The sequence below is a fragment of the Streptomyces sp. NBC_00209 genome (genome assembly GCF_045206345.1).
Taxonomy (GTDB): Bacteria; Actinomycetota; Actinomycetes; order Streptomycetales; family Streptomycetaceae; genus Streptomyces.
The window spans coordinates 3,463,092-3,484,733 of sequence record NZ_CP108121.1; the positions used below are offsets into that span (position 1 = coordinate 3,463,092).

Sequence of the window (21,642 nt, forward strand, 5' to 3'; positions counted from 1 at the left end):
CGCCGGCCCCGCTCCGGGCATGCGAAAGGGCCCCGTACCTCTCACGAGATACGGGGCCCTGCTGCCGGACGACGCCGGTTACAGCTCCTGGCGGAACGACTCCGTCACCTTCAGGAACAGGTCGTTCGCCTCGTTCTCGCCGATCGTCACGCGCACGCCCTCGCCCGCGAACGGCCGGACCACCACACCGGCCTTCTCGCAGGCCGCCGCGAAGTCCAGGGTCCGGTCGCCCAGCCGCAGCCAGACGAAGTTCGCCTGGGACTCGGGCACCGTCCAGCCCTGCCGCGCCAGCGTCTCGGAGACCCGGTCCCGCTCGCACACCAGCGAGCCGACCCGGCCGAGCAGCTCGTCCTCGGCGCGCAGCGAGGCCACCGCCGCGTCCTGGGCGAGCTGGCTCACGCCGAACGGCACCGCCGTCTTGCGCAGCGCGGCCGCCACCGGCTCATGGGCCACCGCGAAGCCGATCCGCAGCCCCGCGAGCCCGTACGCCTTGGAGAACGTGCGCAGCACCGCCACGTTGGGGCGGTCCCGGTAGATCTCGAGGCCGTCGGGGACCTCGACGTCGCGGATGAACTCCTTGTACGCCTCGTCCAGCACCACGAGCACATCGCTCGGCACCCGGTCGAGGAATCGTTCCAGCTCGGCCCGGCGCACGACGGTGCCGGTCGGGTTGTTCGGGTTGCAGACGAAGATCAGCCGCGTCCGGTCGGTGATCGCGTCCGCCATCGCGTCCAGGTCGTGCACATCACCGTCGGTCAGCGGCACCTTGACCGAGGTCGCGCCGCTGACCTGCGTGATGATCGGGTACGCCTCGAAGGAGCGCCAGGCGTAGATCACCTCGTCGCCCGGGCCCGAGGTGGCCTGGAGCAGCTGCTGGGCCACGCCGACCGAACCGGTACCCGTGGCCAGGTGCGACACGGGCACACCGAAACGGTCGGCCAGCTCGTTCATCAGGCCGGTGCAGGCCATGTCCGGATAACGGTTGAAGTGCTCAGCGGCTGCGAGCGCGCTCTCCATCACGCCGGGCAGCGGCGGATACGGGTTCTCGTTGGAGGACAGCTTGAAAGCGGCGGGTCCGTCCGCCGATGCCGGTTTGCCCGGAACATAGGCGGGAACGCCGTCCAGTTCGGCGCGCAGCTTGGGGCTCGTCTCGCTCACCGCAGGTCCTCCTCGACCATCCGTACACATCAATACTGCTCACCTTATGAGGATTGGGCGCCACTGCGAACGGGTGGGCAGCGGATTCGTCCGGTGAACCCCGGAATGAGGGGGAGCGCGACCGGAGGTGGCGCGCGCCGGTGGCTCACTCCGTGGCGCGCGTCCCTCGAAAAGGTGAGTTGAGACCTCCCCGAGACCTTGCCCCCTCGGCAGGTCCATCCGGCCGGATGCGTGACACATGACGGTAGACCCGACCAACAGCCTTGCTTCATAAGCCGATTGCCGCCTTATGACCTTGCAGAAACGTGCCTGTCAACGCGTGAATATGCGACCGGACCAATGCCCCGCCCGACCCCTACTATCGGCTCGCCATGACAGCAGCAGGGAAGCACCAGGTGAGCCGGACGGAGACCCCCCGGCGCGGCGGCAGGCAGGGACGTGCCGGAATCCGGGATGTGGCCGCCGCGGCCGGCGTCTCCATCACGACCGTCTCCGACGCGCTCAACGGCAAGGGCAGGCTCCCGGACGCCACCCGCCGCCATGTCCGCGAGGTCGCAGAGCGCCTGGGCTATCGCCCTTCCGCAGCGGCCCGCACGCTCCGTACCGGCAAGTCCGGCCTCATCGGCCTGACCGTGACGACGTACGGGGATGAACCTTTCACCTTCACCGAGTTCGCGTACTTCGCGGAAATGGCGAGAGCGGCCACCTCAGCGGCCCTCGCCCGCGGCTACGCCCTGGTCATCCTGCCGGCGACCTCGCGCCACGACGTCTGGTCCAACGTGGCGCTCGACGGCACCGTCGTCATCGATCCGTCCGACCAGGACCCGGTCGTCTCCGAGCTGGTCCGCCAGGGGCTGCCCGTCGTCTCCGACGGCCGCCCCGCCGGATCGCTGCCCGTGACCGCCTGGGTGGACAACGACCACCGGGCCGCCGTGCTCGACCTCCTCGACCATCTCGCCGCCGCCGGGGCCCGCCGTATCGGACTGCTCACCGGCACCACCACCGACACGTACACCCGGCTCTCCACCACCGCCTACCTGCACTGGTGCGAGCGCGTGGGACAGGATCCGGTCTACGAGTCCTATCCCGCCCATGACCCGTGCGCGGGGGCGGTGGCCGCCGACCGGCTGCTGGCCCGTCCGGACCGGCCCGACGCCGTCTACGGGCTCTTCGACCCCAACGGCACGGACCTGCTGGCGGCCGCACGCCGCTACGGCCTGCGCGTCCCCGAGGACCTGCTGCTCGTCTGCTGCAGCGAATCCACGGTGTACGCGACGACCGAGCCGCCCATCACGACGCTCTCGCTGAAGCCGCGGAGGATCGGCACGGCAGTCGTCCAACTGCTCATCGACGCCATCGAGGGAGTGGACCAGGACGGTCCGGTGGAACGGGTGGTGCCGACGGAGCTCATCGTCCGGACGTCCTCGCAACGCCGCCCGCCCCGCACCACGGTCAGTGCGCCGCGCTCCCCGGCAGGGGACTGATCATCCCAATTAGGACCAATCGACCGACGAACCTGGCATGCGGAAGGATTCACCACCCCTGGTGCGTCCCAGAGCACGATCTGCATTCCTATGATGGGCGCACGACACCGCGGACCAACCCGACCAGCAGGGCCCGTCAGGTGTACGGCGGCGCGACGGTGGTGTGGAGGGGTCGATGACACAGGGGGCCGGTCAGGAACCCGCGGTGCGGACGGCGACGTTGCGCGACTTCCGCGTACCGCCCTATGCGCAGTCCCCCGCGCCACCCGCGTCGCCGCCCTCGGGGAACGCCTTCCCCGAGGGCGAAACGCCGGAGGGGTACACCCCGACGGCGCGCGACCTTCCCGTCATCAGCGTCGACCAACCCGCCCAGGTGCAGCCCGTGCCCGAACCGCGCCCCTCCGCCGACCCGGGCCTCGGCCCCCTGTACGTGGTCGGTGACGTCCACGGCTACCTGGACGAGCTGCTCGCCGCCCTCGCGGAACAGGGCCTGATCGACTCCGAAGGCCGCTGGGCGGCGGGCAACGCGCGCCTCTGGTTCCTCGGCGACTTCACGGACCGGGGCCCCGACGGCATCGGCGTCATCGACCTCGTCATGCGGCTCTCCGCCGAGGCCGCGGCCGCCGGCGGCTACTGCAAGGCCCTGATGGGCAACCACGAACTGCTGCTCATCGGCGCCAAGCGGTTCGGCGACACCCCGGTGAACTCCGGCGCGGGAACGGCCACCTTCCAGGCCGCCTGGCTGCTCAACGGTGGGCAGAAGACGGACATGGAGCGCCTTCAGGACGTCCACCTCCAGTGGATGTCCCGGCTCGACGCCGTCGTCGAGGAGGACGGGCACCTCCTGATGCACTCGGACACGACGGCGTACCTCGACTACGGCTCCACCATCGAGGACGTCAACGACACGGTCCACGCCATCCTCACGCGTAACGACGCCGACGAGTGCTGGGACCTGTTCCGCAAGCTCACCAAGCGGTTCGCCTTCCGCGACGACTCGGGCGCTCAGGCCGTCCAGGAGCTGATGGCGGCCTACGGCGGCCGGCGCGTCGTCCATGGTCACAGCCCCATCCCGTACCTGACCGGCGAGGTCGGCTCCGAGGACGGCGAGGACGGCGCCGGGCCGCAGGTCGACGGGCCGCATGTGTACGCGGACGGGCTCGCCATCGCCATGGACGGCGGGGTGACCATGGCCGGAAAGCTACTGGTCGTCCAACTCCCCCTGCATGACTGACGCCCCGCGGGGAAGACGCATCCCGAGCTGACCACGCCGAGTACTGGGGCTATTTCCGGAAACCCTCTGTCACCCCGTGCTGTGCGCGCTCTACCATCGGCCTATCAGTAGCAGGCTCTCCTCCGTTTCCGCCCAAACTGCCCGGACCCAGCGGGCACACAGGCCCGACGGAGCATCGGGGGATGCAGATGAACAGCGCTCCGCACCTGCTGACCGAGGACCGGCCCGAGTACGAACGGCTCCTCGACGACGCACTGCGTCACGCACACGAACGACCGGAACTGGCCGCCGTCGGTGAACGCCTCAGCGCCGCCCAGCTGCGCACCATGGCGCTGGCGGCCGTCGCCCTGATCACCGTCACGGCCGCCGCCGAGTACGAGCAGTACGTGAAGGCCCGTGACGAAGCACGCACCACCGACCGGGACACGGCTTCCGGCACGGCTTCGGACGGCCTCGGTCAGTCGGGCGCCGGCCTAGGAGCGGTCGTCACCGTTTTGGCGCCGATGCTGGCGGGTACGGCGGCGGCCATATTCCTGCTGGTCGGCTACCTCCTGAAGATGCTGGAGCCACCACCGGCCTTCGCCGGTCCCATGGTGGACGCGGGCTGGTTCTTCGCCGCCGTCACAGCCGCCGCCATCTTCGTCGCCGCCATCGGCCTGCTCATCGCAGCCCTGCGCAACGGCTCGACGTCCCTGCCGGCCCGGGAAGCCCGCGAGCAACTGCCCGACGACGTGGCCCTCGCCAAGGACGTCTGGCGGCAGGCGCTGCTGGAGCGGGGCATCGTGCCCTTCCTGCGCGACGCGCTCACCGAGCCCGCCGGTCCTGCGGTCCCGGCCCCGCACCGCCCCACGGGCCGCCTTCCCAAGATCGGCTACAGCAGGCCCGACTTCGCCGGGCCGGACGAGGGCCCGGCGGCGGCGCCCCGCCCCACGTACAGCAGCCCGGACTTCACCAGCCCCGACTTCGGCGGTCCCGAGCACGAACTGGACTGACCGCCACGGCCCCGGCGGAAGGCGCCGGAGCCGTGCGCGGCCGGTCCCGTGCCAGGTCAGTCGGACAACGGCAGATAGACCCGGTTCCCGCCCGCAGCGAACTCACGCGACTTGCCGAGCATCCCCTCGGCGATCTCCTCGGCCGTCGCCTCCGCGCCGTTCGCGCCGCCGAACTGCTCGGTGATGCTGTGGCTGATCTTCATCGAACAGAACTTCGGACCGCACATCGAGCAGAAGTGCGCCGTCTTCGCGGGCTCGGCCGGCAGCGTCTCGTCGTGGAACTCCCGCGCCGTGTCCGGGTCGAGCGCCAGGTTGAACTGGTCCTCCCAGCGGAATTCGAACCGGGCGTCCGACAGCGCGTCGTCCCATTCCTGCGCCCCCGGATGCCCCTTGGCCAGGTCGGCGGCATGGGCCGCGATCTTGTACGTGATGACCCCGGTCTTCACATCGTCCCGGTTCGGCAGCCCCAGGTGCTCCTTGGGCGTCACGTAACAGAGCATCGCCGTCCCCCACCAGGCGATCATCGCGGCGCCGATGCCCGAGGTGATGTGGTCGTACGCCGGCGCGATGTCGGTGGTCAGCGGGCCGAGCGTGTAGAACGGCGCCTCCTCGCAGATCTCCTGCTGAAGGTCGATGTTCTCCTTGATCTTGTGCATCGGGACGTGCCCCGGGCCCTCGATCATGGTCTGCACGCCGAAGCGCTTGGCGACCGCGTTCAGTTCGCCGAGCGTGCGCAGTTCAGCGAACTGGGCCTCGTCGTTGGCGTCCGCGATCGACCCGGGGCGCAGCCCGTCGCCCAGTGAGTACGTCACGTCGTACGCGGCGAGGATCTCGCAGAGCTCCTCGAAGTGCTCGTACAGGAACGACTCCTTGTGGTGCGCCAGGCACCACGCCGCCATGATCGAGCCGCCCCGGGAGACGATGCCCGTCTTGCGCCGGGCGGTCAGCGGCACGTACGGCAGGCGTACGCCGGCGTGCACCGTCATGTAGTCCACGCCCTGCTCGGCCTGCTCGACGACGGTGTCCTTGTAGATCTCCCAGGTCAGTTCCTCCGCCCGTCCGTCGACCTTCTCAAGGGCCTGGTAAAGGGGGACGGTTCCGATCGGCACGGGTGAATTGCGAAGAACCCACTCACGGGTGGTGTGGATGTTGCGGCCGGTGGAAAGGTCCATGACCGTGTCCGCGCCCCACCGGGTCGCCCACGTCATCTTGTCCACCTCCTCCTCGATGGAGGACGTCACCGCGGAGTTGCCGATGTTGGCATTGACCTTCACCAGGAACCGCTTTCCGATGATCATCGGCTCGGTCTCCGGGTGGTTGACGTTGACGGGCAGCACCGCGCGGCCGGCCGCGATCTCCTCGCGCACCACCTCCGCCGGCACGTTCTCGCGGACCGCGACGTACTCCATCTCCGGGGTGATCTCGCCCCTGCGGGCGTACGCGAGCTGGGTGACGGGGCGGCCGTCCCGGCTCCGCCGCGGGCGGCGCGGCCGACCGGGGAACACCGCGTCCAGATTGCGCAGCCCACCCCGCGGCGAGGTGTGCTTGAGCCCGTCGTCCTCCGGGCGGGCGGGGCGGCCCGCGTACTCCTCGGTGTCGCTGCGGGCGATGATCCAGTTCTCCCGGAGCGGTGCGAGGCCGCGCCGGACGTCGGTCTCGGCCGCGGGGTCGGTGTACGGCCCGGACGTGTCGTACAGCGTCATGTCCTTGCCGTTGGTCAGGCGCACCTGGCGGACCGGCACCCGGATGTCGGGGCGCGGCCCCTGGACGTATCCCTTGTGCCAGCCGATGGACTTCCCGGCCTCGTCGCCCTGATTGGAGGCAGGCGTGCGTGTGTCCGATGTGGTCATGAGACCTACTCCCTACGCCGGCATTACCCGGTAACAGGTTCGGCGGTCGGCGCAGCGTCTCCCGTACGGTCGTACGGCGGTCAGCGCCCTCTCAGCCCGGTGCTCCGAGCTCCCGCGTGTGCAAAGGTGCCACCACGCTAGCCCTCGGACGGGCGAGCTGAACAGAGGGCCCCGTCCTTCTTGCGATGATCGGCCGGTGACGCCCCCTCATCGCGACTCAGAACCGCAGGGCCATCAGCACGCGCACACGCACAGCCATGGCCCGGCCGCACCCGTCTCCACCCATCTGCGCAAGGTGATCGCCGCCGTGCTGATCCCCTTCGCGACCGCCGTACTCGTCGGTCTCGTGGTGCTCTGGCCGAATGGTGCGCCGGCGCACGAACGGACCGGCGTCGGTTTCGACCGGCAGACCCAGCAGGGAAAGGTGGTGAGCGTCGTCGAGGTCGACTGCAAGGACGTGAACGCCGCCCAGCTTCCCGTCAGCGGCGAGACCCAACCCCCCGAGGGCCGGTCGGCTTCCGGCGGACTCTGCGAGAAGGCCACCGTCGAGGTCACCACCGGCCCCGACTCGGGGCGCCGGTTCGTCGAAGTCGTGCAGCCGGACGCGCCGAGGCAACTGCGGGAGGGCCAGGGGGTGGTGGTGGCGTACGCCCCCGACGCGCCCCATGACCTCCAGTACTCCGTGACGGACGTGAACCGGAAGTTCCCGCTGATACTGCTGGCCGGGATCTTCGCCCTCGCGGTGGTGCTCGTGGGCAGGATGCGCGGGGTCATGGCCCTGGTGGCGCTCGCCCTGTCGTTCGCCGTACTGACCCTGTTCATCCTTCCGGCGATACTTCAGGGCTCGAATCCGCTGCTGGTGGCGGTCGTCGGGGCCGGAGCGATCATGCTGATCGCGCTCTACATCTGCCACGGGTTGACCGCCCGCACCTCCGTCGCCGTCATCGGCACCCTGATCTCACTGGTCCTGATCGGGCTGCTGGGCTCGCTCTTCATCGGCTGGGCGAGCCTGAGCGGGAACACCGACGACAACACCGGCCTCATCCACGGCCTGTATCCGCACATCGACATGAGCGGACTGCTGCTGGCCGGCGTCATCATCGGCTCCCTGGGAGTGCTTGACGACGTCACGGTCACCCAGACCTCGGCGGTCTGGGAGCTGCGCCAGGCGAACCCCACCATGAGTGCGAATCAGCTCTACCGGGCAGGGATCAGAATCGGCCGCGATCACATCGCCTCCGTGGTCAACACCCTGGTGCTCGCCTATGCGGGCGCCGCGCTGCCCCTCCTGCTGCTGTTCACGGTCGCGCAGAGCAGTGTGGGGACGGTCGCCAACAGCGAGCTGGTGGCGGAGGAGATCGTGCGCACCCTCGTGGGCTCGATCGGACTGGTCGCCTCCGTGCCGGTGACGACAGCGCTCGCGGCGCTGGTCGTCTCCGCGGACCGCACGGGGGTCGGCGCGGAAGCCGGGGCTTCGGCACCCGTGCGGAGCGGCAGGGGCCGGCGACGGCGGGCGAGGTCGTGACCTGAACACACAGCGTGATTCACCCGATCGGCAGGTGTCGTGTTCGAGTGCCAAGACGGCTCCCGGGCCGTGGACCGCTTCAGCCCGCGTTCTGCTCTTCGGCCAGAATGCGCCCCAGCGCCTCCTCCAAGTTGCCGTCGAAGTCACCCAGCGTGCACTCCTGCCCGAGCGGCACCAGCTTGTCCGTACGGTCGAGGAAGGCGACAAGAGGTGCCGTGCCCGCCCGGAAGAGCGCACGGTCGGCGCCCACCTGCAACCGGATGTGTACATCACACAGCCCCTCAGGCTCGGTCGGCGCGATGTGCACATCGCCGTCGCCACTGGGGCTGTTGAGGCCGTCGAGCAGCAGCTCACGGCCGAAGGCCCAGGTGACGGGGGCGTCGCCGGGCAGATGGAAGGTCATCCGGATCGCGTACGGATCGCACACTTCGTACCGGAGCTCCACCGGGATACGGAATGAGAGCTCCTCGGAGACGAGGAAGCTCATCATGACCTCAGCTTGAACCGACTCGCGCATCGTTCAACCCCGCAGTAGATGAATCTGGCCAGGAATGATCCCCCATGGCCCTATTGACGCCATCGTGGTGCACGCGATAGCAGATCACAAGGAGTGATTTTTCAGATACTGATAGAGAACACGAACGAACGCAAGAGGCTAGACACTTCACCGCGTAGTCGTTCGACTGCGGGCAGCAACCGATCCTCCTCGTGGAGGGGTACCGAAATGGCCATCGCTGCGGCGGTGAATCCGGCCGTGATCGGGATGGCGGCGCAGACGGTCCCGAGCGCGTACTCCTGCCGCTCGATGACCGGTTCCGTACGCTCCAGCGACCGCAGCCGGGTGAGGAACGCCGCACGGTCGCGCACCGAGTACCGGGTCAGCGGGCGCACCGGGTGCCGGTCCAGGTGGTCCTCACGGGCCTTCTCGTCCAGCCGGCTCAGCAGACACTGACCGATCGCGTGCGCGTGCCCGGTCTCGCGGAACGCCGCCCATTCGTCGACCGCCGGCCGCTCGGGGGTGTCCGCCACAGCGAGGAGCTCGATCTCGCCCTCGCGGTAGATGGCGCAGTACACCGGGGCTCCGACGACGTCCCGCCAGCGGCCCAGCGAACGGGCCATGATGCTGCGGCGGCTCTGAGCGGCGCGGTCGCCCATCAGCCGTTCGGCGGCGGCGCCGAAGCGGAAGACGCCGTTCTCCCGGCGCAGATACCCCTCGTGGGTCAGGGTCCGCAGCAGGTGGTAGGCGGTGGGAAGAGGAAGCCCCGCTTCCCTCGCGAGCTGTTTGGCCGGGGCCCCGTCGCGATGGGTACCCACAGCCTCCAGCAGCCTCAGCGCCCGCTGCACCGACCCGATGAGCGTCGGAACAGCCGTACTCGATGCCGTGGTCAACGGTCACCCCCAGGCGTGGTGACGGGCGGTCAGCCCGCCCGTGGGGGCCGCCCCCACAGGTCTGCCGCGGACCTGGGGTCCGGAGGCCGGATCCCGCACAAACCACTGGTCGGGGTGGTGACTTACGGTGTTTTCCCAGGTGGTGGCAGAGGAGAGTCACTGTATCGGCCGCCCTGTGACCGGGTGCCGATTCGCCTTTCCCTTAGCTCAGCTGGGCTAATCCCCCGTCGGACGTGCGGTCACCAGCCGTTTCCGGAGGACGACGACATGAACTTCCGTACGACGAAAACGAGCCCGCCGACCAGGATCACGAAGATCAGGATCTTGAAGAGCAGGCCGACCACGAACGTGACCAGGCTGGCGATCAGGCCACCGAACACGACGATCGCGAGCACGGGCACCGCGATCCACTTCACCCACCAGGGCATCCCAGCGAATATCTCCCGCACGGCCATCGTCCTTACCTCGTCTCTGTGAGTTCCTGCTTCGATGCTAGAGGCGAAAGACGGCCGCCGGGCCCCGGGAACCCCTTGTCCTCCCCTGATCGATCCCTTAGGGAACCCTGGGGTGCACCGGCCGCGAACTCATCCCTCGGGCGGCGAGAAGACCACCATCACGCGCAGGTCCTCGGTGATGTGGTGGAACTTGTGGGCCGTGCCGGCGGGTACGTACACGACACTTCCTCTCCCCACCTGTGTCGTTTCCATGCCGACGGTGATCGACGCGCGACCACTGACCACGAGGTAGACCTCGTCCTGGCTGTGCGGCTTCTGCGGGTCGAGCTCGCCGGCGTCCAGGGCGTACAGACCGACCGACATGTTCCGCTCGCGAAGAAACTGCAGGTACGCACCGTCGTTGGCGGCCCGTTCCGCCTCCAGTTCGTCCAGCCTGAATGCCTTCATGGACCGTCCGCCCCTTGCCTCTGCCCAGCCGGTGTCCGCCACCGATCATGTCTGCCACGATCAGACACATGAAGAATTTCGTAGTCAAGACGATCGCCAACGCGGGTGCGCTGGCCGTGGCCATCTGGCTGGTCCAGGACATCACGCTGACCGGCGGCAGCACCGGCCGCAAGGCCCTGACCCTGATCCTCGTCGCGCTGGTCTTCGGCCTGGTCAACGTCGTGGTCAAGCCGATCGTGAAGCTGCTCACCCTGCCGCTCTTCATCCTCACGCTGGGCCTGATCACCCTCGTGGTGAACGCCCTGATGCTGCTGCTCACCTCGTGGCTGGCCGACGTACTCGACCTGAGCTTCCACGTCGAGGGCTTCTGGACCGCCGTTCTCGGCGGCCTGATCATCTCGATCGTGTCCTGGGCACTGAACGTCGTCCTCCCGGACGAGGACTGATCCGCCCGGCGGGAGGCGAACCGCGTCCACCTGAAACAGTGCGACCAGGACCGGCGACCGGCCGGGGAGAGAAGCGAGGAAGAACCATGAGTACCCAGGGCGACGGAACACGTGCGGTACGCGCGGGACTGCCGGAACCCCAGCAGTACGAGCCCACCCTCCCCGGACCGGTCTTCGCCGCGCACTTCCACCTGTCCGGCGAGCCGACCGGCCCCTACACCTACGGCCGGGACGGCAACCCGACCTGGACCCGCCTGGAACAGGCCATCGGAGAGCTCGAAGCACCGGGCGAGGACGTGGAGACCACCGTCTTCGCCTCCGGAATGGCGGCGATCTCGGCCGTCCTCCTCTCCCAGGCGCGCAACGGCGACGCCGTCGTCCTCCCCGATGACGGCTATCAGGCGCTTCCCCTGCTGCGCGAGCAGCTGGAGGCGTACGGAGTCGAGGTGCGGACCGCGCCGACCGGCGGCGACGCACAGCTCGCCGTCCTGAAGGGTGCCAAGCTCCTGTGGCTGGAGACGCCCTCCAACCCGGGCCTCGACGTCTGCGACGTGCGGCGCCTCGTCACGGCCGCGCACGCGGTCGGCACGCTGGTCGCCGTCGACAACACCCTGGCCACCCCGCTCGGCCAGCGTCCGCTGGAACTGGGTGCCGACTTCTCCGTGGCCAGTGACACCAAGGGCATGACAGGCCACGGCGACCTATTGCTCGGCCATGTGACCTGCCGCGATCCCGAGCTCACGGCCGGAGTGCGGCGCTGGCGCAAGATCGTCGGTGCCATCCCCGGCCCGATGGAGGCATGGCTCGCGCACCGGTCGCTGGCCACGCTGGAACTGCGGGTCGAGCGGCAGTGCGCCGGCGCCCTCGCGCTCGCCGAGGTGCTCGCCAAGCACCAGGCCGTGTCCGGGCTGCGCTACCCCGGCCTGCCCACCGACCCCTCGTACGCGAACGCCGTACGCCAGATGCGGCGCTTCGGCTCCGTGGTGTCGTTCGTACTCGCCGACCGGGGGACCGCGGAGCGCTTCCTCGCGGCCCTGCGGCTGGTCGAGGACGCCACCAGCTTCGGAGGCGTACGCTCCACCGCCGAGCGGCGGGGCCGCTGGGGCGGCGACGCCGTACCGGAAGGCTTCATCCGCTTCTCCGTCGGCGCCGAGAACACCGCCGACCTGGTGGCCGACGTCGAACAGGCACTGGCCGCGGCCACCGCCGGGAGCTGATTCCGTCGCGCGGTATGGCGGTCCGAGCCTCCCCCCTCGTGGCTCGGACCGCCCGGCCCCTCCCGTTTCCCCCGAAGAGCCGCTTCGACAAGGCTAGTTGTCTCTGCGTCAGCGTCCAATCACAGTAGCGGCAGCGACCTATCGACATATTTGTGGTTCTCCGGGGCCCCTCGGATGCGTCACTGCGTGAGGGCGGGAGGGACGAGACGTGGATCTGGCCCTGCTGCGCACCTTCGTCACCGTCCACCGAGCCGGCTCGTTCACCCGCGCCGCCGCGCTGCTGGGCCTCTCGCACCCCGCCGTGACCTCACAGATACGCACCCTGGAACGGCAGCTGGGCCGTCCGCCGTTCCTGCGTAGGGCCCGAGGAGCCACCCCGACGACGATCGGCGACGAACTCGCGCACCGGGCCGCCCCGCACCTGGACGCACTGGTCGAGATCGCCGAGACCGACCTCGATGAGGAGTCGGGCGTACGGACCCTGCATCTGGCGGGTCCGCCGGAATTCCTCTCCCTGCGCGTCCTGCCCGCGCTCACACGCTGATCGCCCAGGGCATCGCGCTGCGCGGTTCGTTCTCCGCCGACACGGACGAGACCCTGGAGGGCCTGGCCGCCGGTCACCACGACCTGGCCGTCGTGACGGTCCGGCCGCGCGGGGAGCTGCTCACCGCCGCCCCTCTCTGCGACGAGGAGCACGTCCTGGTCGCCGCCCCGCGCTGGGCCGGCCGGCTGGGGCCGGGCACGCTGCGACGCAACGGTCCCATGGTCCTGGAGCAGCTGCCCGTGGTGGAGGTGCACGAGAGCCTGCCGCTCATCTCCCGATGCTGGACCGATCCTCCGGTCCCGCCTCTGCGCACGTACTTCCTGGCCACGCGGACCGACACGCTCGCGCTTCCCCATCTCGCCCGAGCACACGAATGGCTGCTGCGGGCCGCGGCCGACTGGTGACCGCAGGAGCACCCGACAGCGCCCCGGTGTTTCAGAACGGGTCCCGTGGGCCACGCTTCTGCCATGACCGAACGTCCTGTGGTCAAGCGCACCGCACGCGCCATCCTGCTCGACGGTGACGACCTCATCCTCATCAAGCGCACCAAGCCCGGGGTGGACCCGTACTGGGTCACGCCGGGTGGCGGCGTCGAACCCGAGGACGCCACCGTTGTCGACGCCCTGCACCGCGAAGTGGACGAGGAACTGGGCGCCAAGATCACCGACGTGGTGCCCTGCTTCGTAGACACCGTGGAACACATCGAGGAAGGCGGGGTGAAGGGCGTCAAGGTCCAACACTTCTTCGTCTGCCGCCTCGACTCCATGGACCTGTCCCTGCGCCACGGCCCCGAGATCGACGCCCCCTGCGGCGCGTACGACGTCGTACGCGTGCCCTTCAGCCGGGTCGGCATCGCCGCGGTGCACCTCGTGCCGCTGTCGTTGCGCCACTATCTGGACGGCAATATCGAGGGAGTCCGGGCCTTGCACGCCGCCGACCTGGGCTGACGCGTCGTCTCTCGCGCCTGTTCGTGTTTCACGTGAAACCGTTCGCGGTCGGAGGCCCGGGCTCGAATTTCGCTGCGGGAGTCGGCCAGTTCCGGTAAAGCGGTGGACGGGCGATCATCGGTCGGAGAGCCTGGCCGGTATGCCCAGCTCATTGCCCCGCCCGCTGTCCGATCTCCCCGTCCGGCGCCTCACTCGGGACGACCTGGTCGCCTGCGCCGATCTCAGCGAGGACCGGGGCTGGCCGCGCGATGAGGAGCGCTGGACGCTGCTGCTCGCCGCCGGTACGGGCTACGGCATCGATGACCCCGACAGCAAGGGTCTGATGGCGACCTGTGTGGTGGTCCCGTACGGCCCCGAGATGGCCGCCGTCGGCATGCTGCTGGTCGCCGGGCGCCATGCCCGGCGCGGAGTCGGCCGATATCTGATGCAACGGGTGATCGAGGCCGCGGGAGACACCCCGCTCAGCCTCCATGCGACGGCGGCGGGCCGCCCCCTCTACGAAGAGCTCGGATTCACGCCGGTCGGACGCGCCGTCCGCCTGAGCGGGGCCTTCGTACTGGCTGCGGCAGCCGACCGGAAGCCTCTCAGCGGCTCGGGGACCATCATCCGGTCCGCTTCCGCCCACGATCTGCGGGCGGTGGTGCAGCTGGACTCGGTCGTCTTCGGGCTCGACCGTACGCACCTGCTGACCCGGCTCCCGACGTTCGCCGATCACCTGCGGGTCGCCGAGGAGGACGGGGAGCTGACCGGATTCGCCGCGCTCTCGCCGAGCGCGGCGAACCACGCGGTCGGGCCGTTGATCGCCAAGGACACCTCGACGGCGAAGCTGCTCGTGGCCTCGCTCGCCGAGGCGACGGACCGGCCGCTGCGCGTGGACGTCGACGCCCGCCACGAGGACCTGCTGGACTGGCTCGGGCGCTGTGGACTGCGGTCGAGCTCGGAGACCACGGTGATGGCGCTCGGCGGACGGCAGTACGCGGACTGGCCCCGGTACTTCGCGCCCTTCAGCCTGGCCACGGGCTGACCCCCAGGAATCAGCTCCGGGGCTCGGCGACCACCGCCGGCTCCGGGGTGTGGGTGGCGACGAGGCGGCTCGGTGCGGTCGTACGGCGCTCCAGCGCGCTGGAGGCGAGGGCGACGACCAGAGCCGATGCCGCGAGTGCCGCTCCGACCCAGTTGGGGGCGGTGTAGCCGAGACCGGCACCGATGACGATCCCGCCGAGCCAGGCCGCGAGCGCGTTGCCGAGGTTGAAGGCACCGATGTTCATCGCGGAGGCCAGCGTCGGGGCGTCCACCGCTTGGTCGAGCACCCGCTTCTGGAGCGGAGGCACGGTCGCGAAGCCGAAGGCACCGATCAGGACGAGGGTGACTGCCGCCGCGACCTTGTTGTGGGCGGTCAGGGTGAACAGGGCCAGGACCAGGGCGAGGCCGCTCAGTGACACGGAGAGCATCAGCGTGGGGCGGCGGTCGGCGTACCTGCCGCCGATCAGGTTGCCGCCGACCATGCCGAGGCCGAAGAGGACCAGCAGCCAGGTGACGGCGGAGGCCGAGTAGCCGGCGGTCTCCGTCATCATCGGCGTGATGTAGGTGATCGCCGCGAAGACGCCGCCGAACCCGAGGACCGTCATCGCCATGGCGAGCAGGACCTGCACATTACGGAAGGCGGCGACCTCCTGCCGCAGCCTGACACCCTCGGCGCGGGGCTGTTCGGGAACGAGCCGGGCAACGCCGTACAGGCCGAGGACACCCAGCGCTGCGACCAGGAAGAACGTGACCCGCCACCCGGCGTGCTGCCCGACGTAGGTGCCCACCGGCACCCCGACGACGTTGGCGACGGTGAGCCCGGTGAACATCAGGGCGATGGCGCCCGCCTTCTTCTGCGGGGCGACCAGATCGGCCGCCACAACCGCTCCGATGCCGAAGAAGGCACCGTGGGCGAGCGAGGCGATCACGCGGCCGACGACCATCATTTCGAAGACGGGGGCGGCCGCGGTGACCACATTGCCGACGATGAACAGGCCCATGAGGATCATCAGCATCCGCTTGCGGCTGACCCTCGTGCCGAGCGCGGTCATCAGCGGCGCGCCGAGCACGACGCCGAGCGCGTAGCCCGTGGCCAGGAAGCCTGCGGCCGGGATGGACACCTGGAACCCGGCGGCCACCTCCGGAAGCAGCCCCATGACCACGAACTCGGTGGTCCCGATACCGAATGCCCCGATGGCCAGGGCGAGAAGTGCGAGCGGCATGGGTTCCCTTCCCAGACGATTGCTACTGCGCCTTACATGCGTAGACAATAGTTGCAGACGCTCTTTAATTGCAAACGCTGGCTATTGCGGTCGTCGGCTACTCTGGACGTAAGCAGCTCCGGCACGGAGGAGAGACCATGACAGCCACGGACCCGGCCCTCACCGCCCTCTCCCAGGGCTGGATCGCGCTGTCCCTGCTCCACGGCAAGATCGAGACCCGCATCGAGCGGGCCCTGCAGAGCGGCCACGACCTGAGCGTGCGCGAGTACTCCCTGCTGGACGTGCTCAGCCGCCAGCACAGCGGTCCGGGCGGACACCTGCAGATGAAGCAGGTGGCGGACGCCGTCGGGCTGAGCCAGAGCGCCACCACGCGCCTGGTCACCCGCCTCGAAGACCGCGGACTGCTGACCCGGTATCTCTGCGACACCGACCGCAGGGGCATCTACACCGATGTCACCCCCGACGGGCTCACCCTGCTCTCCGAGGCCCGCCCCACCAACGACCGCTCGCTGCGCATCGCGCTCGACGAGGCCGCCGAGAATCCCGAACTGGCCCCGCTCGTCCGGGCCGTCGAGGAACTGAAGGCCGTTCCCGCTTAGGGCCTGGCGACTGCGTAGGCTGCGGATCATGAGCGATCTGGAGATACGCCGCGCGACCGCTGACGATCTGGCCGAGATCGTGGCCCTGCTCGCCGACGACCCGTTGGGCGCGCAGCGCGAGTCGCCGGACGACCTCGCGCCCTACCGAGCGGCGCTCCGGCGGCTGGCCGACGATCCGAATCAGCACATGATGGTCGCCGTGCGCGAGGAGCGGGTCGTCGGGACCCTCCAGCTGACCGTGATCCCGGGGCTGTCCCGGCGCGGTTCGACCCGGTCCGTGATCGAAGGTGTCCGCATTCACGCGGACGAACGGGGAAGCGGTCTCGGCACCCGGCTGATCCAGTGGGCGGTGGACGAATCACGTCGGCAGGGCTGCCAACTGGTCCAGCTCACCTCCGACACGTCCCGCACCGACGCGCATCGCTTCTACGAGCGGCTGGGGTTCGTCGCCAGCCATGTGGGCTTCAAACTCGCCCTCTGACCTGCCTGCCGCGTTCCCGAGGAGCCGCCGTGCAACGCATCAGTGACGAACAGCGCCGTATCCGGATCCTCCGCCGCCATCTGCTGACCCCCGGGGAACGGGCGTCGTCGGTCGTCGCGGTGGCCGACGCCCTCGTCGCACTCCATGCGACCGACGCGGCGACCGTCTTCCTCTCGGCCTGCGCCAGGCTCGCCGAGCCGGACATCGCCGCGGTGGAGCGGTGTCTCTACGAAGACGTGTCGCTGGTGCGGATGCTCTCCATGCGCAACACCCTCTTCGTCGTGTCGAACGAGATGGCCCCGCACGTCGAGGCGGCGAACGCGCGCGCCGTGGCCGCCAAGGAGCGACGCAACCTGCTCAAGCATCTCCGCGAGGACGGAAACGGTCTGGACGAACGCTGGCTCGACCAGACCGAGAGGAGCGCCCTCGCCTTCCTGCAGGGCAGCGGTCCGGTCTCGGGCAGCGAACTCGCCGCCGGGGTGACCGCACTTCGCACAAAGATCACCGTCTCCCCCGGGAAGAAGCAGGAAACGGTCCAGGGCGTCGCGACCCGGGTGATCCGGGTGCTGGCCGCCGAGGGCAGGATCCGCAGGGACCGGCCACGAGGCTCCTGGACCTCCAGCCAGTTCCGCTGGGCCCTGGCCCGCCCCCGGCCGGTGGAGGAGACCGCTCCGGCCCAGACGGAACTGGCCCTGCGCTGGCTCCGGGCGTACGGTCCGGGCACCGAGGCCGACCTGAAGTGGTGGACCGGCTGGGGCAGCCGCGAGGTCCGTACCGCTCTCGCGGCCGTCGGAGCCGTGGAGGTGCGGCTCGACCATGGGGCTCCGGCCTGGGTCGCCCCCGGAGACACGGAGCCCGAGCCCGCCCAGGCACCCTGGGCGGCCCTGCTTCCCGGGCTCGATCCGAGCGGCATGGGCTGGGCGGACCGCGGCTTCCACCTGCCGGCCGAGCACCGGGCAGCCCTCTTCGACCGCTCGGGCAACATCGGCCCCACGGTGTGGTGGGACGGCCGGATCGTGGGCGGCTGGGCCCAGCGAGGTGACGGTGAGTTCACCTGGCGGCTGCTGACAGATCCCGGCCGGGAGGCAACGGCAGCGATCGAGACCGAGGCGGCCCGGCTGGCGGGCTGGGTGGGGCAAGCCCGGATCACCCCGCGCTTCCGGACCCCGCTGGAACGGGAGTTGACCGCCTGAGCGGCCGTGCTGCCCGTTTCACGTGAAACGGGCAGCACCGGTTCCGGGCGCGTCCGGCTGTACTCAGTCCCCCAGACCGCGCCACCCCTCCTCGTCCACACCACCGGGCACCGCTGCGGCGGGGCCGTACGGCTCACGTGTGAAGACGAAGGACCCCAGATCGAGGTGGCTCACGCTGCCGTCCGCGTTCCGCACGATCCGCAGCGTCTCCCCCGCGTAGTAGCCGTCCAGACCGACCCAGGTGCCGTCGGGGCGCGCGGTGAAGCGGGCGGCCCGGCCCTGACCGTTCACCGGCCGCAGCTCCAACCCGCGATCGGCGGTGAGGCTCAGGATGTTGGGACGCGTGGCCCAGTACCACGGCCCGGTCAGGGCAAGGAGTTCCGCGTCCACCTCGGGCAGCGGGCGCCACGGCTCGGGGATACGGGGCTCGGCCTCGGCGACGATGTCCACGAGATCGGCGGCCACCTCGCCGATCGCGACCCCGGACGTCGCGTTGACGAGCACCACGGCCGTCACGTCGTCCTCGGTGCTGACCCAGAGGGCGGCCAGAAATCCGGGAAGCGAGCCCGTGTGCCCGATGAAGGTGCGGTCCTTGCGCCGGACCAGTTGCAGTCCCAGGCCGTAGTGATCGACCCACTCACCGGACGCGGGAGCGGCCGACGGCTGCTTCATCTCCTCCACGGAAGCCGCGGCGAGCACCCGGTCGTCGCCCTTGGCGAGGAAGGCCGCGAAACGGAGCAGATCCGCGGTCGTGGACCACAGCTGCCCGGCGGGCGCCATGAGCCCCAGGTCCTCGGCCGGTTCGGGTAGCAGGGCGTCCGCCCAGGGGTGCACCGCCCAGCCACCGGCGTGCGGAGCCTGTGAAAGCGAACTGGTCCGGTGCATACCGAGGGGTTCCAGCACCTCGCGGCGCAGCACCTCCTCCCAGGACGCCCCGCGCACGGCCTCGACCAGCGAACCGAGCAACGTGTAGCCCGGGTTGGAATAGTGGTGCCGGTTGCCGGGCGGGTGCATCGCGACCTGCTCATCGAGCACGTCCGCGAGCGTGGGCCGCAGGCTGCCGGGTGTCCGCTCCCACCAGGGCGCGGTCGTCTCGGCTCCGAGCCCCGCGCTGTGGCCGAGCAGCTGATGAATGGTCACCTCCCCCGCACCGGTTCCGGGCAGGTGCTTCTCCAGCGGGTCCGCCAGGCCGAGCAGCCCTTCGTCACGCAGCCGCATCACCAGGACGGCGGTGAAGGTCTTGGTGAGGGACCCGATCCTGAACTGCGTATCGGAGTCCGGGGCATGCCCGTCGACGCAGCTGCGCGCCCCCTCCCAGACCACCTGCCCCTGCCGTTGCACGGCGGCGACGAGAGAAGGGGTACGCCCTTCGGCCTGAGCCGTGGCGACGCGGTGCAGCAAGGCCCGCCGGGTACTGGGAAGCAACTGTTCAGCTGAAGAAGTCATCATCAACAACTACCGCCCGCGCCGGCGGATGGCGACTCCATTTCCGGGGCCGGTAGCGGTCAGGTCTGCGCCATGTCCACGAAGCGGGAGTAGTGGCCCTGGAAGGCAACGGTGATCGTCGCCGTGGGGCCGTTTCGGTGCTTGGCCACGATCAGGTCCGCCTCGCCGGCGCGCGGCGACTCCTTCTCGTACGCGTCCTCGCGGTGCAGAAGGATCACCATGTCGGCGTCCTGCTCGATGGAGCCGGATTCACGGAGGTCGGAGACCATCGGTTTCTTGTCCGTGCGCTGCTCGGGGCCACGGTTCAGCTGGGAGAGCGCGATGACCGGCAGCTGGAGCTCCTTGGCCAGGAGCTTGAGGTTTCGCGACATGTCGGAGACCTCCTGCTGGCGGCTCTCGGCACGCTTCGAGCCGCCGGACTGCATCAGCTGGAGATAGTCGATGACCACCAGCTTGAGGTCGTTGCGCTGCTTGAGGCGACGGCACTTCGCCCGGATCTCCATCATGGAGAGGTTGGGGGAGTCGTCAATGTAGAGCGGGGCCGCGGAGACGTCCGGCATCCGCCGGGCCAGCCGCGTCCAGTCCTCGTCGGTCATCGTGCCGGAACGCATGTGGTGCAGGGCCACCCGTGCTTCGGCGGACAGCAGACGCATCGCGATCTCGTTCCGCCCCATTTCCAGGGAGAAGATCACGCTGGGCATGTTGCTCTTGATCGAGCAGGCACGGGCGAAGTCCAGGGCGAGGGTCGACTTACCCATGGCGGGACGGGCCGCGATGACGACCATCTGGCCCGGGTGCAGACCGTTGGTCAGGGCGTCGAGGTCGGTGAACCCGGTGGGCACGCCCGTCATTTCGCCGCTGCGGGAGCCGATCGCCTCGATCTCGTCCAGGGCGCCTTCCATGATGTCGCCGAGCGGCAGGTAGTCCTCGCTGGTCCGCTGCTCGGTGACGGCGTAGATCTCCGCCTGGGCCGAGTTCACGATGTCATCGACATCGCCGTCGGCCGCGTATCCCATCTGCGTGATCTTCGTACCGGCTTCCACGAGCCGCCGCAGGACCGCGCGTTCGTGGACGATCTCCGCGTAGTACGAGGCGTTGGCTGCCGTCGGCACCGACTGGACCAGGGTGTGCAGATAAGGCGCCCCGCCCACCTTGGTGATCTCTCCGCGCTTGACCAGCTCGGCGGCCACGGTGATCGGGTCGGCGGGCTCGCCCTTGGCGTAGAGGTCGAGGATCGCCTGATAGACGGTCTCGTGCGCGGGGCGGTAGAAGTCGTGGCCTTTGATGATCTCCACGACGTCGGCGATCGCGTCCTTGGACAGGAGCATGCCGCCGAGCACGGACTGCTCCGCGTCCAGGTCCTGGGGCGGCACCCGCTCGAAGCCGGCGGAACCGCCTTCCCAGTCGGTGGACTCACGGCCGCGGTCGTGGCGGTCGCCCCGGTCCCGGTCCTCACCCCGGCGCTGGCGGGATACGGGCAGCCGGTCACTGGGGCCGGTGTCCGCCCATGGGTCGTCCAAGGGTTCGGGAATGCTCATCCGGCCGCCTCCTCCCGTCCGCTCCGCGGACCTAGCCGTGCTCCTCTTTCTTACGGCACGGCACCGACAAACAAGACCCCCGACTCCGGTTCCGGTGTGTCGAGTTCTGCGGTGTGGCAGAGCCGAAACAGGGTGGGGGCGCCGGACTACGGTAGGCGGCTCCGCACCGTCAGCCAATCTGGTTATCCACAGGCCCTGTGGACGAGCGGGCAGATGCTGTGGAGAACCCCCCGGAACCTGTGCACGGACCGGGGGACAGCACTGTGGACAAACTCATAGACCACCTGCAAATACCGCTGTGACCTGCTCTTTTTCGGTCCACCGGCTGTGGGGGAGAAAAAGTTGGACCGTCGCGGCGAGATCACCGCGTGTCCGGTGCAAGAGTTGCCCACAGGCAAGAAAATGTAAGGACCCACAACGGATTGCATCTCTTACCTGTGGAAGATTAGAT

Annotated in this window: 22 protein-coding genes and 1 riboswitch; of the genes, 13 read left to right on the forward strand and 9 right to left on the reverse strand. The window is 69.5% G+C overall.

What is annotated here, in order from left to right; all coding sequences use genetic code 11:
• Nucleotides 1–78 precede the first annotated feature (78 nt).
• Nucleotides 79–1,158 carry a histidinol-phosphate transaminase gene (hisC, locus tag OG867_RS15600; protein ID WP_406285943.1) on the reverse strand — a complete coding sequence of 360 codons (1,080 nt, stop codon included), beginning with the start codon at nt 1,156–1,158 and terminating at the stop codon, nt 79–81.
• A gap of 371 nt (nt 1,159–1,529) precedes the next feature.
• Between hisC and OG867_RS15605 the strand changes: the two genes are divergently transcribed.
• The 3 genes from OG867_RS15605 (at nt 1,530) to OG867_RS15615 (ending at nt 4,868) form a co-directional block, all read left to right on the forward strand.
• Nucleotides 1,530–2,642: a LacI family DNA-binding transcriptional regulator gene (locus OG867_RS15605; RefSeq protein WP_026171354.1), complete on the forward strand. Its 1,113-nt coding sequence runs from the start codon at nt 1,530–1,532 to the stop codon at nt 2,640–2,642.
• A 175-nt stretch (nt 2,643–2,817) separates the two neighbouring features.
• Entirely contained in the window at nt 2,818–3,876 is a 1,059-nt protein-coding gene (locus OG867_RS15610) for a metallophosphoesterase (protein WP_406285945.1), read from the forward strand.
• A 182-nt stretch (nt 3,877–4,058) separates the two neighbouring features.
• Nucleotides 4,059–4,868: a hypothetical protein gene (locus OG867_RS15615; RefSeq protein WP_406285947.1), complete on the forward strand. Its 810-nt coding sequence runs from the start codon at nt 4,059–4,061 to the stop codon at nt 4,866–4,868.
• A gap of 56 nt (nt 4,869–4,924) precedes the next feature.
• Here the strand turns inward: OG867_RS15615 and thiC are convergent, their stop codons facing one another.
• The gene (gene thiC, locus OG867_RS15620) at nt 4,925–6,718 is read right to left on the reverse strand and encodes a phosphomethylpyrimidine synthase ThiC (RefSeq protein WP_406285949.1); all 1,794 of its coding nucleotides are present in this window, start codon (nt 6,716–6,718) and stop codon (nt 4,925–4,927) included.
• Nucleotides 6,711–6,844: riboswitch (TPP riboswitch) on the reverse strand. It overlaps the preceding gene by 8 nt.
• A gap of 70 nt (nt 6,845–6,914) precedes the next feature.
• Between thiC and OG867_RS15625 the strand changes: the two genes are divergently transcribed.
• Entirely contained in the window at nt 6,915–8,243 is a 1,329-nt protein-coding gene (locus OG867_RS15625; RefSeq protein WP_406285951.1) for a YibE/F family protein, read from the forward strand.
• A gap of 79 nt (nt 8,244–8,322) precedes the next feature.
• Here OG867_RS15625 and OG867_RS15630 read toward each other — a convergent pair whose 3' ends face one another.
• The 4 genes from OG867_RS15630 to OG867_RS15645 all read right to left on the reverse strand — a co-directional run bounded on the left by OG867_RS15630 (nt 8,323) and on the right by OG867_RS15645 (nt 10,534).
• On the reverse strand, nt 8,323–8,760 hold the full coding sequence (locus OG867_RS15630) for an SsgA family sporulation/cell division regulator (RefSeq protein WP_018101854.1): 438 nt from the start codon (nt 8,758–8,760) through the stop codon (nt 8,323–8,325).
• A gap of 101 nt (nt 8,761–8,861) precedes the next feature.
• The gene (locus OG867_RS15635; protein ID WP_406285953.1) at nt 8,862–9,632 is read right to left on the reverse strand and encodes an IclR family transcriptional regulator; all 771 of its coding nucleotides are present in this window, start codon (nt 9,630–9,632) and stop codon (nt 8,862–8,864) included.
• A 239-nt stretch (nt 9,633–9,871) separates the two neighbouring features.
• Nucleotides 9,872–10,087 (reverse strand): DUF5326 family protein, encoded by a 216-nt coding sequence (locus OG867_RS15640; protein WP_161207624.1) that lies wholly within the window; start codon nt 10,085–10,087, stop codon nt 9,872–9,874.
• Nucleotides 10,088–10,216: 129 nt separating this feature from the next.
• Nucleotides 10,217–10,534, reverse strand: coding sequence for a cupin domain-containing protein (locus OG867_RS15645; RefSeq protein ID WP_328901197.1), 318 nt, complete (start codon nt 10,532–10,534; stop codon nt 10,217–10,219).
• Between the two features lie 68 nt (nt 10,535–10,602).
• Between OG867_RS15645 and OG867_RS15650 the strand changes: the two genes are divergently transcribed.
• From OG867_RS15650 to OG867_RS15675, 6 genes are all read left to right on the forward strand, one after another.
• Entirely contained in the window at nt 10,603–10,980 is a 378-nt protein-coding gene (locus OG867_RS15650; RefSeq protein WP_328901196.1) for a phage holin family protein, read from the forward strand.
• Nucleotides 10,981–11,066: 86 nt separating this feature from the next.
• Nucleotides 11,067–12,197, forward strand: a complete 1,131-nt coding sequence (locus tag OG867_RS15655) for a cystathionine gamma-lyase (protein WP_328901195.1) — start codon at nt 11,067–11,069, stop codon at nt 12,195–12,197.
• A 208-nt stretch (nt 12,198–12,405) separates the two neighbouring features.
• Nucleotides 12,406–12,741 (forward strand): LysR family transcriptional regulator, encoded by a 336-nt coding sequence (locus tag OG867_RS15660; RefSeq protein WP_406285956.1) that lies wholly within the window; start codon nt 12,406–12,408, stop codon nt 12,739–12,741.
• 92 nt (nt 12,742–12,833) lie between these two features.
• Nucleotides 12,834–13,145 (forward strand): hypothetical protein, encoded by a 312-nt coding sequence (locus OG867_RS15665; RefSeq protein ID WP_406285958.1) that lies wholly within the window; start codon nt 12,834–12,836, stop codon nt 13,143–13,145.
• Between the two features lie 63 nt (nt 13,146–13,208).
• On the forward strand, nt 13,209–13,688 hold the full coding sequence (locus OG867_RS15670; RefSeq protein ID WP_328901193.1) for an NUDIX hydrolase: 480 nt from the start codon (nt 13,209–13,211) through the stop codon (nt 13,686–13,688).
• A gap of 139 nt (nt 13,689–13,827) precedes the next feature.
• The gene (locus OG867_RS15675; RefSeq protein ID WP_406285961.1) at nt 13,828–14,712 is read left to right on the forward strand and encodes a GNAT family N-acetyltransferase; all 885 of its coding nucleotides are present in this window, start codon (nt 13,828–13,830) and stop codon (nt 14,710–14,712) included.
• 10 nt (nt 14,713–14,722) lie between these two features.
• Here OG867_RS15675 and OG867_RS15680 read toward each other — a convergent pair whose 3' ends face one another.
• Complete coding sequence (locus tag OG867_RS15680; RefSeq protein ID WP_406285963.1) at nt 14,723–15,934, reverse strand: MFS transporter; 1,212 nt, start codon at nt 15,932–15,934, stop codon at nt 14,723–14,725.
• Between the two features lie 137 nt (nt 15,935–16,071).
• Here OG867_RS15680 and OG867_RS15685 point away from each other — a divergent pair, with 137 nt between their 5' ends.
• From OG867_RS15685 to OG867_RS15695, 3 genes are read left to right on the forward strand one after another with little or no spacing between them, the layout of a single operon-like run.
• Nucleotides 16,072–16,533, forward strand: coding sequence for a MarR family winged helix-turn-helix transcriptional regulator (locus OG867_RS15685; RefSeq protein ID WP_406285965.1), 462 nt, complete (start codon nt 16,072–16,074; stop codon nt 16,531–16,533).
• 28 nt (nt 16,534–16,561) lie between these two features.
• Nucleotides 16,562–17,014 carry a GNAT family N-acetyltransferase gene (locus tag OG867_RS15690; protein WP_161207619.1) on the forward strand — a complete coding sequence of 151 codons (453 nt, stop codon included), beginning with the start codon at nt 16,562–16,564 and terminating at the stop codon, nt 17,012–17,014.
• 29 nt (nt 17,015–17,043) lie between these two features.
• The gene (locus OG867_RS15695) at nt 17,044–18,207 is read left to right on the forward strand and encodes a winged helix DNA-binding domain-containing protein (protein ID WP_406285967.1); all 1,164 of its coding nucleotides are present in this window, start codon (nt 17,044–17,046) and stop codon (nt 18,205–18,207) included.
• Nucleotides 18,208–18,270: 63 nt separating this feature from the next.
• On the opposite strand, the gene OG867_RS15700 is transcribed toward OG867_RS15695, so the two are convergent.
• Nucleotides 18,271–19,653, reverse strand: coding sequence for a serine hydrolase domain-containing protein (locus tag OG867_RS15700; RefSeq protein WP_406285969.1), 1,383 nt, complete (start codon nt 19,651–19,653; stop codon nt 18,271–18,273).
• Between the two features lie 59 nt (nt 19,654–19,712).
• Complete coding sequence (dnaB, locus tag OG867_RS15705) at nt 19,713–21,191, reverse strand: replicative DNA helicase (protein ID WP_018101868.1); 1,479 nt, start codon at nt 21,189–21,191, stop codon at nt 19,713–19,715.
• Nucleotides 21,192–21,642: the final 451 nt, after the last annotated feature.